General features: G+C 61.8%; 12 protein-coding genes. 1 reads left to right on the plus strand and 11 read right to left on the minus strand.

What is annotated here, in order from left to right; genetic code table 11:
- Positions 1-149 precede the first annotated feature (149 nt).
- From groL to murJ, 5 genes are all read right to left on the minus strand, one after another.
- Positions 150-1,790: a chaperonin GroEL gene (gene groL, locus Q1K49_RS03830; RefSeq protein WP_300522988.1), complete on the minus strand. Its 1,641-nt coding sequence runs from the start codon at positions 1,788-1,790 to the stop codon at positions 150-152.
- An 81-nt stretch (positions 1,791-1,871) separates the two neighbouring features.
- On the minus strand, positions 1,872-2,159 hold the full coding sequence (gene groES, locus Q1K49_RS03835; RefSeq protein WP_029165982.1) for a co-chaperone GroES: 288 nt from the start codon (positions 2,157-2,159) through the stop codon (positions 1,872-1,874).
- Positions 2,160-2,472: 313 nt separating this feature from the next.
- Complete coding sequence (gene tsaD, locus Q1K49_RS03840; RefSeq protein WP_300522994.1) at positions 2,473-3,489, minus strand: tRNA (adenosine(37)-N6)-threonylcarbamoyltransferase complex transferase subunit TsaD; 1,017 nt, start codon at positions 3,487-3,489, stop codon at positions 2,473-2,475.
- A gap of 190 nt (positions 3,490-3,679) precedes the next feature.
- Entirely contained in the window at positions 3,680-4,225 is a 546-nt protein-coding gene (locus Q1K49_RS03845) for a hypothetical protein (RefSeq protein ID WP_300522996.1), read from the minus strand.
- Between the two features lie 307 nt (positions 4,226-4,532).
- Positions 4,533-6,101, minus strand: a complete 1,569-nt coding sequence (gene murJ, locus Q1K49_RS03850) for a murein biosynthesis integral membrane protein MurJ (protein WP_300522998.1) — start codon at positions 6,099-6,101, stop codon at positions 4,533-4,535.
- Between the two features lie 90 nt (positions 6,102-6,191).
- Between murJ and Q1K49_RS03855 the strand changes: the two genes are divergently transcribed.
- Positions 6,192-6,680 carry a hydrogenase maturation protease gene (locus tag Q1K49_RS03855; protein ID WP_300523001.1) on the plus strand — a complete coding sequence of 163 codons (489 nt, stop codon included), beginning with the start codon at positions 6,192-6,194 and terminating at the stop codon, positions 6,678-6,680.
- 388 nt (positions 6,681-7,068) lie between these two features.
- Here Q1K49_RS03855 and lptB read toward each other — a convergent pair whose 3' ends face one another.
- From lptB to thrC, 6 genes are all read right to left on the minus strand, one after another.
- Positions 7,069-7,794, minus strand: a complete 726-nt coding sequence (gene lptB, locus Q1K49_RS03860) for an LPS export ABC transporter ATP-binding protein (RefSeq protein WP_300523003.1) — start codon at positions 7,792-7,794, stop codon at positions 7,069-7,071.
- Positions 7,795-7,796: 2 nt separating this feature from the next.
- A complete protein-coding gene (locus Q1K49_RS03865; protein ID WP_300523006.1) occupies positions 7,797-8,657 on the minus strand; it encodes a hypothetical protein in 861 nt (286 codons plus the stop codon).
- A gap of 491 nt (positions 8,658-9,148) precedes the next feature.
- Positions 9,149-10,177, minus strand: a complete 1,029-nt coding sequence (locus Q1K49_RS03870) for an aspartate-semialdehyde dehydrogenase (protein WP_300523009.1) — start codon at positions 10,175-10,177, stop codon at positions 9,149-9,151.
- Complete coding sequence (locus tag Q1K49_RS03875) at positions 10,159-11,388, minus strand: aspartate kinase (RefSeq protein WP_300523012.1); 1,230 nt, start codon at positions 11,386-11,388, stop codon at positions 10,159-10,161. The genes Q1K49_RS03870 and Q1K49_RS03875 overlap by 19 nt, the downstream gene beginning before the upstream one ends.
- Positions 11,369-12,313: a homoserine kinase gene (gene thrB / locus Q1K49_RS03880; protein WP_300523015.1), complete on the minus strand. Its 945-nt coding sequence runs from the start codon at positions 12,311-12,313 to the stop codon at positions 11,369-11,371. The genes Q1K49_RS03875 and thrB overlap by 20 nt, the downstream gene beginning before the upstream one ends.
- The coding region (thrC, locus tag Q1K49_RS03885; RefSeq protein WP_300523018.1) for a threonine synthase at positions 12,310-13,240 on the minus strand (931 nt) is incomplete at its 5' end. The genes thrB and thrC, both read right to left, overlap by 4 nt.

Below are 13,240 nucleotides of genomic sequence, written 5' to 3' on the forward strand. Positions count from 1 at the left end.
GGGTCCGCACAGAGACCTCCGAGAGAACGCCTTCCTGTGCTCCGGAAAGGCCTCCCGGCCAATCATACCACGCCGAAAACAGGGGACTCCAGCGAAAAGGCCCCCGCAAGTGCGGGGGCCTCGTGTTGCGGCTCGAACAACCTCCGGACCTAGTAGTCCATGTCTCCCATTCCACCCATACCACCGGGCATGGGAGGCATCTTGTCCTTCTTCTCGGGTTTGTCGGCGACGAGGCTCTCCGTGGTGAGCACCATGGCTGCGATGGAACCGGCGTTCTGCAGCGCACTCCGGGTCACCTTCACGGGGTCGATGATACCGGCCTGGACGAGATCCTCATATTCGCCGCTCACGGCGTTGAGACCATGCCCCTTGGAAAGGGTGGAGACGCGCTCGACCACCACGTCGCCCTGAAGACCCGCGTTGTTGGCGATGAGATGGAGCGGCTCCGTGAGGGCCTTCTTCACAAGAGCGGCACCGATCTTCTCGTCCGCCTCAAGCGTGCCGAGGAACTTGTCGAGAGCGGGGAGGCAGTTCACGAGGGCCACGCCGCCTCCGGCGACGATGCCTTCCTCCACGGCGGCCCTGGTCGCATTCAGGGCATCCTCGATGCGGTGCTTCAGTTCCTTCTGCTCGGTCTCGGTGGCGGCACCCACCTGGATGACCGCCACGCCGCCCACGAGCTTGGCGAGGCGCTCCTGAAGCTTCTCCTTGTCATACTCGGAGGTGCTGTCCTCAAGCTCCCGCTTGATCTGGGCGGCCCGCTTGCGGATCTCCTCGGAGTTCCCCGCGCCCTCGACGATGGTGGTCTCTTCCTTGGAAACCCGGATCTTCTTGGCGCGACCCAGCATGGAGAGATCGGCGTTCTCGAGCTTGATGCCGATTTCCTCGCTGACGACCTGACCGCCGGTGACGATGGCGATGTCCTGGAGCATGGCCTTGCGGCGCTCGCCGAAACCGGGAGCCTTCACGGCCACGACCTGGAGAATGCCCCGAAGCTTGTTCACCACAAGGGTGGCCAAAGCCTCACCCTCGATGTCCTCGGCGATGATCATGAGGGGCTTACCCGCCTGCACGGCCTTCTCGAGAACGGGAAGCATGTCCTTCACGTTGCTGATCTTGCCGTCGTTGATGAGGATGTAGGCGTCGTCCAGTGCACACTCCATCCGCTCGGGATCGGTGACCATGTAGGGGCTGATGTAGCCCTTGTCGAACTGAAGCCCTTCCACCATCTCAAGGGTGGTTCCCACGGTCTGGCTGTCCTCGACGGTGATGACCCCGTCCTCGCCGACCTTCTGCATGGCCTCGGCGATGAGCTCGCCCACGCCCTTGTCATTTGCGGAGATGGCGGCGACCTGAGCGATCTTCGCCTTGTCCTTCACGTCCAGAGCGAGGCTCTTCAGCTCGTCCACCACGACATCCACAGCCTTCTCGATACCGCGGCGCATCAGGATCCCGTTGGCCCCGGCCACGACATTCTTCATGCCCTCGCGGATCATCGCCCGAGCGAGGACTGTGGCGGTGGTGGTTCCGTCTCCGGCGACATCGTTCGTCTTGGAGGCGACTTCCTTGAGGAGCTGCGCTCCCATATTCTCGAAGGGATCCTCAAGTTCGATCTCCTTGGCGATGGTCACGCCGTCGTTGGTGATGGTGGGAGAGCCGAACTTCTTCTCGAGAACCACATTGCGTCCCTTGGGCCCGAGCGTTCCACCGACGGTGTCGGCCACGTGGTTGATGCCCCGCATGAGCGCCCGACGGGCGTCTTCGCCATATGCAATAATCTTCGCTGCCATTGGTTGTGCACCTCCTGGAGGAATTGGGTATGTCTACGTTTCACTGTGCCGGAAAGAACTCCCTGCGGGAGAAGAACACCTCTAGCCGACGATGGCCAGGACGTCCCGCTCGCTGAGGATGAGGAACTCCTCGCCGTCGATCTTGACTTCCGTTCCGGAGTACTTGCTGAAGATGATGCGATCTCCCACCTTGACCTCAAGGGGAAGCTTCTGTCCGTTTTCGAGAACCTTTCCGGTCCCGACGGCCTTCACTTCGCCCTCCTGGGGCTTCTCTTTCGCCGTGTCCGGAAGAACGATGCCGCCCTTGGTCTTTTCCTCCTGGGAGAGGACCTTCACAACGATACGGTCCGCAAGGGGTTTGAGCTTCATTCACAATCCCTCCTCAAATTTTGTTTCCGTGTTAGCACTCATTTCGAACGAGTGCTAATTTGACCATGAATGATCTTACTGAGCTTCAGACAAGATCTCAAGCGCAGTGAGATCCATATTTCCACAGAAAAAGGCTTTCTATCCTCTTTTTTCGCTTTTTACGTCGTTTTTTCGACCATTTTCATTCTGAGCCTTTGTGGTCTCTCGCGACAGCAAAGCCGCCGAGGCCGTTTTGTCCCGAATTTCAGGCAGAACGGCCTCGGCCAAGGAAGAAACGGGCGCACGCGAACGTGCGAATTTCACGTGGCAAGGCTCAGCGGGTGAGGGGAAGCGCCGGATCCGGCGAGAGGGAGAGGTCGGAAAAGAACCCTCGTCGGTAGATGTTGTATCCCGCTGCGGCGATCATCACCGCATTGTCCGTACAGAGAGAGAGGGGGGGGAGAAAAATCTCCACGCCGGGCAGCGCACCCAGCGCGCTCCGCAATGCACTGTTTGCCGCAACCCCCCCCGAGACGGCGACGCGGCGCACCCCCGACCGCAGAACGGCGAGGCGGATCTTTCCGACGAGCGAAGCGACGGCGGCCTTCTGAAAGGACGCGCACACATGAGCCGCGGGAATGGGTTTCCCTTCTCTTTCAAGCCTGCGCAGCACCCAGAGGACCGCCGTCTTGAGACCGCTGAAACTGAAACCGATCTCGTCGGAATGTTCAAGAGGCACGGGAAGCGGAAAGGCATCGGGATCGCCCTCCCGGGCGAGCCGGTCCACCACCGGGCCGCCGGGATAGCCGAGCCCGAGCAGCTTGGCCACTTTGTCGTAGGCCTCCCCCACGGCGTCGTCCTTCGTCTCGCCCAAAAGCTCATATTCACCGAAGGAGCGCACGAAAACGATCTCCGTGTGTCCCCCCGAGACGATGAGGGAGAGAAAGGGAGGCTCCAGAGACGGATGGGTGGCTACGTTGGCGAAGAGATGTCCCTCCAGGTGATTGACCCCCACGAGAGGAACTTCCCAGGCCTGGGCAAGCGCCTTGGCACTCATCACCCCCACGAGAAGAGACCCCACGAGACCAGGTCCTGCAGTGACCGCAACGAGCGAGAGCTGCCTTGCGGGATTGCGGACTCCCGCCTCCTCCAGGATCCTCTGCAGCAAGGGAAGCAATATCTCCTGGTGACACCGGGAGGCGACTTCGGGAACGACCCCTCCGAAGGGCGCGTGCTCCGCTATCTGGCTCGAGATTCCCTGGGCGAGAACGGTGCGCTGGTTTTCGAGAACACACACCGCCGTGTCGTCGCAGCTCGTTTCGATGCCGAGTGTCAGAAAAGGGAACTCCACCTTCAATGCCCTCCGCAACCGCAGCCGCCACCGCAGCTGCTGCAGCTTCCGGTACAGCCCGCCTTCTTTCGACGGGGCTCCCCCTGCTCGTGGATGAGACTCTTTCCCCGACAGCGGGGACACTTGTTCGCGAAGGTCTCACAGGAAAACCGCTCCCCGCAGGAAGCACACCGATACACGTGCACGCTCTTCACCTCCCAGGAATGCGCAGCTTCGTCGCGTACTCTCCGTAGCCGAGACGGATCTCTTTCCCCGGAGCGATCTCTCCCGGAGGAACGACGAACGCGAACACGCCCACCGTATCGGAGGGAATCTCACCGTGGGGAAAGAAGTCTTTTCTCGTAAGGATGTCCTTCCACTGCACCGCGTAGGTTCCAACAAAAATCTGTTCGGGTTCGAAGGTCCAGGGAATAAGCGCCCGATAACGGCAAATGAAGAGGATTTTCCCTTTTGCGGCATTGCTGAGAAAATGTTGCACATGCCATTTGAGCCAGTCCGGCGCTTCCGATTCGCCCCCGGAGGCGCGGCTGAGCACATTGTCCACATAGACGAAGGTCATCTGCCCCCGAGCACCGACGATCATACCCCCCAGATCCTGCCCCTCCACCCAGACGTTGGCGGATCGCTCTTCCACAAGTTCCTCCACGGACAAAGCGCGAGCGACGCGTTCTGTCCCCGCAACAAGGACCACGCACACCGCAAGACAGATGCTCAAGATACGGAACACGTTCTTCACGGCGAAATTCCTCCCTTCTCTGTGGCACAGAGAGCGCCTGCGGAGGAACACGTTCCTCCCGGCGCAGACAATGATCCTCCCGGAGGACAACGAACGCAAGTCTTCCCGCCGTTCGGAGAGGATGAACATATGCATCGGTTCTTCTCGCTGAAAAGGTGCCCGGCGGACGGACCGCCCCCTGCCTCCTCCCTTTCCCGGAAAAGACGATCTCGTCGGGACGGTCCCCCGCACACGCTCCGCCTCTGGTTTCACTCTACAGCAGCATTTCCGGCGCTACGACCGACTCTCCCGGGATGCCTCTCTTCCGCTACCTCCGACGGCGCAACGCGCTCCGTACCCATTCCCATTCCCGACACTTCAATCGACGCGTCGTCAAAGCATAAACCGCTCCACCCATGCAGGCGACACCTCCAAGCCAGAGCAGTCGCAGCGCAAGGGATGCCGCGGAAGGATAGGGCAGCAGGAATTTCCAGAGCAGGATCATCGCCGTCGTGAACGCCAGGGCGATTCCCACAGGCTTTCCCCATTCCGGCGAAAAGAGCCGGTCTCTACCCTCGCGCACCTCCCCGCCGAAACGCCGAACCCGGACGTACCCGACGAGTGCGGAGACCGTAAAGGCCATTGATGCAGCCAGGGCAATGCCTCGATACGAAAGAAGAGACATGAGCAGTATGCTCGCGCCCAGGTTCACGGTCACGCTCGACACTGTGACGAACAGTGCATCCCTGGGTCTGCTCCGTGCATAGAGAGCCCTCATGGTCACCGTGGTACAGGCCATTCCGGGAAGGCCCAACGCGTACATGGACAAAACCCCTGACGTGGCATTCCAGGCCCACACGTCGAAAGCACCCCGAAAGAAGAGCACGTGTACGATCTCCCGGCTGCACGCCACCGTCCCGAGCACCACGGGAAAAACCACGAAAAGAGCGAAGCGAAGCGCATCCCGATAGAATTCCATGAACTCTTCGTTCTCTCCCGGAGCGATGCGGGAGAGAAGAGGGAGTACCGCCTGGGAGAGGGCCACCACGAAGAGCCCCAGAGGAAGCTGGAGTACCCGGTCCGCGTAGTTCAGAACGGAAATGACCCCACCCTCCAGAAAAGAACCGAGCATGCGACTCACCAAAGGATTCACCTGATTGAGGGAAAGCCCCACCGCGTAGGGAAGAAAGAGCACGAGCATGCGCCGGAGTTCCGGATCCTTGCGGTTCGGCCGCTCGGGAAAAAGCGGCACCCCCAGCTTCCAGCTCCATCCCCACTGCAGGAGCAACTGGGCCAGGCCGCCGAGGAGAACCGCCGCAACGAGACCTCTGATACCGAAGGCAGGAACGAAAAGAAGAACCACGGCGATGAAGGTCACGTTGCTCAGCGCCGGTGCCACGGCGGGGACGAAAAAGGAATCCAGACTGTTCAGGACACCCATGGCGAGAGCCCCCAGAGAGACGAAAAGAAGGAACGGAAAAAGCGATCGGGTGAGGGATTCGGCGAGAAGCCGGATCTCCGGAGCGAACCCTGGAGCCATGAAACGGACCAGAAGCGGTGCGGCGACGATGCCTCCAAGCACCACGGCAACTCCAAGAAGCAAAAGCACCGTCATGGCCTGGCGGGCGAGGCGCACCGCCCGCTCCTTTCCGTCCCTGGCAAGCACCTGAGAGAAGACGGGAACGAACGAGGCGGAGAGTGCTCCCTCCGCGAGGAGCTGGCGGGAGAGATTCGCCAGCGTGTAGGCCACGTAGAACGCATCGAGCTGCCTCGTCGCACCGAAACAGCCCGCCATGAGCACCTCGCGGATCAATCCGAGGATTCGGCTGGCGAAGGTACCGAGCATCATCGTGAAGGCATGGCGTACCATGCGGGCATTGCGTGAGGAACCGTCCATAGGGTATCCTCCTTGACGGAGCGTGTTTCAGAAACGACTCCCCGAGAAGAACCGGCGAGGAATGGAACACCGAAGGGACTGACAACCGTCATGAATGTGAAAAAAACAACGAGTGTTCTCTGGGGCGTCGGAAATCCCCTCCGCGGGGATGACGGCGTTGGAGTCCGCATTGCCGAGGCGCTCCTGGAGGCATCTCCCGAAGGAATGGAGATACGCCTCTGTGAGACCACTCCGGAAAATCACCTGGCACACCTCCGGAGGACGAGACCGTCCCGGCTCATCATCGTCGATGCGGCCCTCATGGGCCTTGCCCCCGGGGCCATACGGCGCCTTCCGCTTGCATCCTGCGAAGGCACCTCCTGGAGCAGCCACGGCATTCCGCTTTCCTCCTTGCTGGAGGAATTCTCCCGGGAGATGGACATGGTCGTCATCGCCGTAGAACCGGCCCTCAGAGAGCATTCGCTCGAGCTTTCTCCGGAGGTGGCGGAAGCAAAAACAGTTCTTCTCGCTCTCCTCGAAAACGAAGAACTCGAGAGCATTCCCCTGCTGGAAAAAAGATCCCGCGCTTTCATTCCGTAGCGCCATCGGGGAGAAATCCGACTCGACAGCAGACCGCGTCCTCGATCCAGTTCGTTCCGTTGCGACGAAGGCACCCACCGTTCCGCCCCAGTCACCTCCAGGCGAATTTCCTGCAATGACCCGTTTTTCCAAAGAAACCTCTGAAGAAGGCTACGCTGGCCCCGCAAGGAGCCTCGCAGAGCCTGATGCGACTCGAGTCAAGGGAAAGGAAGTTCTGATCAAGTAGAAATCGCCCTTCCTCAATCTCGATCACATCGCGTTTTTCAGAGATCGGCGCAGCATTTTTCAGAGGTTCCGAAAGCGAAAGGTTTTTATTCAGAGCTTTCCAAAGAGGAATGCACGGACAGGAGGTCGCAGAAGTCCTCAATCGAAACGCCATCCTTGGCCGTCACCAGGAAAAACGTTCTCCCAGGTAGAATTTCCTGGCCACCTCGCTCTCGGCCACATCCTGGGGAGATCCCTCCACGACGATCTGCCCCTGGTGGATCAGACAGGCCCGATCCGTGATCGCCAGAGTGTCCCGTACGTTGTGGTCCGTGAGCAGAATGCCGAATCCCTTCTTGCGGAGATCCAGGATGATCTGCTGAATGTCGTAGACCGCAATGGGATCGATGCCGCTGAACGGTTCATCAAGGAGAATGAACTCGGGCATGATGGCGAGACATCGTGCGATCTCCACACGCCGCCGTTCACCGCCGCTCAGGGCGTATCCCGGCACGGAACGGACCCGTTCCAGTCCGAACTCTCGCAGAAGATGCTCCAACACCTCGCGCCAGTCCCCAGAGGAATGGTTCTGCTCCTCAAGGACAAGGCGCAGATTGTCCTCCACCGAGAGATTGCGAAACACCGACGCCTCTTGGGGAAGATATCCCACGCCGAGCCTTGCGCGCCCGAACATGGGCAGTTCCGTAACATCCCTTCCGTCCACGTAGACATTTCCAGAATCGGGGGCGATGAGTCCGACGAGCATATAGAAGGTCGTCGTCTTACCCGCACCGTTCGGACCGAGCAAACCGACGATTTCCCCCTGCTGCACGGAGAGATTCACCGAGGACACGACGGTCTTCCCACGGTAACTCTTGACGAGGCGTTCCGCCGAAAAGATCCGTCCCATGCTCACTCCCCCACGGGAAAGGTGAGTTGGGGTTTTCCGAGGGCTTCGATGCGCCGGGTGACGAGGTTCATCACCAGGCTCTGGGCGGAAACAGTGCGCCCGGCCTGAACCGCGGAAGCGTTTCCCGTCACGACGACGGAGCCCTTGACGATGGAATAGATTCCCTTGGCACCGCGAATGCGCACGGGCTTTCCGTCCCGTCCGGCGACCTCCACAAGAATGCCCCCTTCGGCAGTCACCTCCGCGAGCACCCCCTCCTCGACACGCCCCACCACCGTGGGTGCCACCAGAGAAACACGCTCCTTGGGGTCCTCGAAGCGCCGCACATTCCTGGCACGGAAATCGTCGCCCTCGCGCCATGCGGAGTCGGCCTCGAAATTACGCCCCTCCCAGAGGATCGACACATCCCCCCTGGCCTCGTAGGCCACGGAATCGCCGAGGCGATATTTGATCATCTCCGCCCTCAGACGATCTCCCCCGGAGGAGATGGACACATCCCCGGACGCAAGCAGCCAGGCATCCCGTGCGCGATAGGTGAGGTAGGTGCAGGCGAGTTCGAGTTCTTCCTCGGGAAAGGCCGCCGCCACGTTTCCGGTGAGAATGAAGAGCGAACCGTCGCTCCGCCCCTCTCCCCGCTCGGCGGTGATCCGGCCTGCTCCTCTGCGGATGATCACGTTTCCCTCGGCGACAATGCGCTGCGACTCGGGGTCATAGCGGAGCGATTCCGCGGTGAGCGTCACCTTTCCCTGCGATGGAACCTCCTCGGCCTTCTCCGCAAATCCCGCGGAGGCAAAGCAGAGAAGAAAAGCGATCACGCCCGCCCCCAAAAAGGTAATGACAGTTGCGCTGACACGGCGCTTCATGACTGTTCCTCCCGGGAAAAAGCTCTGCGGCGCCTTCGGCGCCGCAGCTATTCTATCCTATCGGGTCCGGTTCGTGCACTTGCCGGAAGAGAGAATCGGCAATTCCACGCAGTCCTTCAGCCGAAATCCACCATTCTACGGCTACCCGGTTCGAGAGAGACGTTCGGGGAAGAACGGGCGCAGATCTATCCCCATCCCATGCCCTTACGGAAAAACATCCCCTCGCTCCGGAGATTTCCGGGCACGTTTGCCCGTGGATCCGTGTGCGGAGGCGCTTTCGAGAGAAACGTCGCAGCGGGAATCGCCTCTCCTTCGAAGAACTTTGGAAACGACAGTTCGCACAAGAGCCTTTCCGGAGATCCCGTAAAACGGAATCGGGACGAAAGGTCCCGCACCTTCCGGGAGATTTCGTCAACTCCCGGCGCACCTCACCGGGAAAGTTGCCCGCCCGACGGACTGCTCCATCCGCCGGGAGAGAACGAAGAAGGGGTTCAGTGCCGGAAAAGCCCCTTTTCCAGCAACGTCTCGCCGATCTGTACGGCGTTGAGGGCCGCGCCCTTACGGAGATTGTCAGACACGACCCACAGGGCAAGAGCGTTGCTTCGCGCCGTATCCCGGCGAATGCGTCCCACGTAGACGGGATCCGTCCCTGCGGCTCTTCTGGGGAGGGGGTAAACGCTCTTCCCGGGGTCATCTTCCACGACCACTCCGGGGGCATTTCGAAGAATCTCCCGGGCCTCATCCGGAGAGAGGGCATCGCGGAACACCGCCGTCACGGCCACGGCATGCCCGCGAAACACGGGAACCCGCACGGTGGTACAACTCACCGGAAGCTCGGGAAGTCCCAGAATCTTCCGGGATTCCCGAACCATTTTCCACTCTTCCTCACTGATCCCCTCGTCGTCGAACCCGCCGATATGGGGCAGGGCGTTGAAGGCGATGGGATGGGGATAGATCTGCGCCCGCTCTTCCCCGCCGAGAGGCACGCCTCTCTCGAACCGGGCAAGGGAGCTGCCCTCCGCAAGCTCCCGGAGAGCCTCCTGTCCCGTTCCGGAGACGGACTGAAACGTCACGGCGGCGAATTCGAGAAGCCCCGCCGCCTGGTGCAGCGGGTTCAGCGCAACGACGGTCTGGATGGTGGCGCAGTTCGGATTGGCGATCACCGCGGGCGTTTTCGGGAGCGTTCCCGCGTTGACTTCGGGCACCACCAGGGAGACATCGGGAGCCATGCGCCAGGCCGAGCTGTTGTCCACCACCCAGGCGCCCTTGTCCCGAGCGACGGGAGCCCATGTCCGGGAAGGATCGCTGCCCGCGGAAAAGAGCGCCAGATCGACCCCCTCGAAAACATCCTCCGACACCGCCCGCACGGAAACACTCTCCCCGCGAAAGGGAAGCTCGATCCCCGCGGAGCGCTCCGACGCAAGAGGCAACAGTTCGTCCACGGGGAAAGAACGCTGCTCCAGAACCGCGATCATTTCCCGACCGACCAGGCCGGTGGCTCCTAGGACGGCGACGCGCACGGTGCTTCCTCCTCAACGAAATGACGATGCAGCGCGCGCACCGCCGTTGCCACCTGTCCGGAGGGAATGACGCAGGTGATGGACTGGGAAGTGGAGGCGATCATGTCGATGTTGATCCCCACGTCGGCGAGAATGGAGAACATTTTCGAAGGGACTTCGGGATGGTTGGCGATGCCCGCGCCCACCACGGAGATCCGGGCGATCTCCGTGTCGAAGGTCACGCCCTGGGCCTCGATATCCCGGGCGACATTCCGGCAAATGCGGATCGCCTCGCCAAGAAACGCCTTGTGGACAAGAAAAGCAATGTCGTTCACGTCGCCGCGCATGACGCTCTGAATGATCATCTCCACTCCGATGCCATTCTGGCCGAGCGCTCCGAAGAGCTTCGCGGCGATACCCGGAACGTCCGGCACTCCCAGTACGGCCACCTTGGCCACGTTTCCGTCCTGTGTCACCGCCTGAACGACCAGGCGCTCGTTCACATCTTCTCTCATGACCCATGTTCCCTCCTCTTCGTCGAAGGACGACGCCACGTAGACGGGAACGTCATACTGCGCCGCCATCTCCACACTCCTCGCCTGGAGCACCTTGGCCCCCATGACGGCCATCTCCATACACACACCGTAGGAGACCCGGGAGAGCTTGCGCGCCTCCGGAACGAGCCGGGGATCCGCGCTGTAGACGCCGGTCACATCCGTGTAGATGTGGCAGGCGTCCGCTTCCAGGGACGCGGCGAGGGCCACCGCGGACAGGTCAGACCCGCCCCGACCGAGCGTGATGATATCCCCCGAGGCATTGATGCCCTGAAAACCCGCCACCACTGGAACCGCCCCCTCGGCGAGAGCTTTTTCGAGGTGATGGGGTTGCACCGTGCGGATCCGCCCTTCCATGTGATAGCCGTCGGCATAGATCCCTGCCTGCAATCCCGTGAAGGAACGGGCGGGAATCTTTCGATCCCGCAGGGCGAGAGCGAGCAGTGCGATGGACTGCTGCTCTCCCGTGGCGAGAAGCTGATCCATTTCCCGGTTGTCCTGCCCCCGAAGCTCTCCGGCGAGTGAGAGCAGTTCGTCCGTGGTCTTTCCCCGGGCGGAGACCACGACGACAACCTCGTTGCCCTCCCTGACGAAAGGTTCGATCCTCGCGGCCACGGCGTGCATCCGCCCCGGATCCGCCACAGAGGATCCCCCGAACTTAAGCACCAGTCGCGACACGCACGCCACCTCCGGACAGTTTCGCACCAGCCTCGTCCACATCGAGGACAAAGAACCGGGACCGTACACCATTCCCCGAGAAGATGCGGCACATGCGCCCCGCCACTCCCTGGGGATTTCCCCTCACGAAGGCCATCATGCTCGGTCCCGAACCGCTGATGGCCACTCCCATGCACTCGGGACTCTTCCGGATCTCCGAAAGAATCTCCTCGCCCCCCGGAAAGAGTTTCGCCCGGAACTGCTGATGCAGCTTATCCTCCATGGCCCAGAGAAGATGTTCCCAGGACCCGGTGGCCCATGCGGCGGTAAAGAGAGCCGCACGACTCACGTTGAACACGGCGTCCTTGAGGGAGACCACCTCGGGAAGAACCTCCCGGGCTGCCTTGGTGCTCACTCGAAACTCCGGAACCGCCACCACCACCGACACGTCCGGAGGCATGGAAGTCAACCGAAGATAGCGAAGGCGCTCCCCGTCCCAACAACTCACCACCATGCCGCCGACGCAGCAGGGAACCACATTGTCCGGGTGCCCTTCAAGACGGACCATGAGAGGCAACAGTGCCTCTTTCGACAGAGGGCGTTCCCGCAGGGCGTTCGCGAGCAGGACACCTCCCACCACGGCGCCGGCGGAACTGCCCAGCCCACGACAGAGGGGAACCGCGTTGAGGGCCCGGAAGACCAGTCCCGGAGCTTCCTTCTCCCAGGACTCGAAAGCCGCCTCGTAGGAACGGATGACCAGATTCGCCGCGGGATCCTCCAGTTCACGGCTTCCCTCTCCCACAACCTCCACCTGGTAGGTACCCGAGGGAAGGAGTTCCAGCACTTCGTACACGTTGTAGAACGTGAGCCCCATGCCCAACGTGTCGAAACCCGAACCGAGGTTGGCACTCGACGCGGGAACCCGGACGCGAATCGGAAAGGTCATGACCGGAACACCTCCTCAAGAGAACTCCAGTTTCCGTCGATTTCCGTGATGGCCGGAGTCTTTCCCAGCGCGGCATCGGGATCCTTGAGGCCGTTTCCCGTAAGCACCATGACAACTCGAATCCCCCGCGGCAGTTCATTCCGGCGGGCAAGCGCCAGAAGCCCCGCCAGCGGAGCCGCCGAGGCCGGTTCCGCAAAGAGCCCCTCCCTGGAGGCCAGGATTCTCTGGGCCTCCAGGATCTCCGGGTCCGACACGGCGGAAAAGGCTCCGCCGGAACGCCGCACGGCCCAACGGGCCTTTCGGGCGTTCACGGGACGCCCGATGCGAATCGCCGTGGCCACCGTCTCGGGCTGGGGCACATCCTCCCCGCTCACCATCGGACTGGCTCCTTCGGCCTGAAACCCCATCATCCGGGGAATCCGGGAGGCTTTGCCTGACCGGGCGTACTGGACGAAGCCCGCCCAGTAGGCGGTGATGTTCCCCGCGTTGCCCACGGGAATGGCGAGCCAGTCCGGCGCATCCCCCAGATCGTCGCAGACCTCCCATGCGGCGGACCGCTGCCCCCTGAGCCGATAGGGATTCACGGAGTTCACGATGGCCAGGCCGAGTCGCCGCGAGGCGTCCCGGGCGAGATCGAGCGCCGTGTCGAAATTCCCCCGCACGGCAATGACCTTCGCTCCGTAGATGAGCGCCTGGGCGAGCTTGCCGAGAGCCACCTTTCCCGCCGGAAGCAGCACGTGACAGGGGATGCCCGCAGTCGCCGCATAGGCCGCGGCGGAGGCCGAAGTGTTGCCCGTGGAGGCGCACACCACCGCTCTGCTCCCCGCCTCCAGCGCCTTCGCCACGGCGAGAACCATCCCGCGATCCTTGAAGGATCCGGTGGGGTTCAATCCCTCATACTTGGCGAAAAGCTCGATGCCGAGCTCC

Origin of the sequence: Aminiphilus sp., assembly GCF_029975095.1 — a bacterium.
GTDB lineage: Bacteria > Synergistota > Synergistia > Synergistales > Aminiphilaceae > Aminiphilus.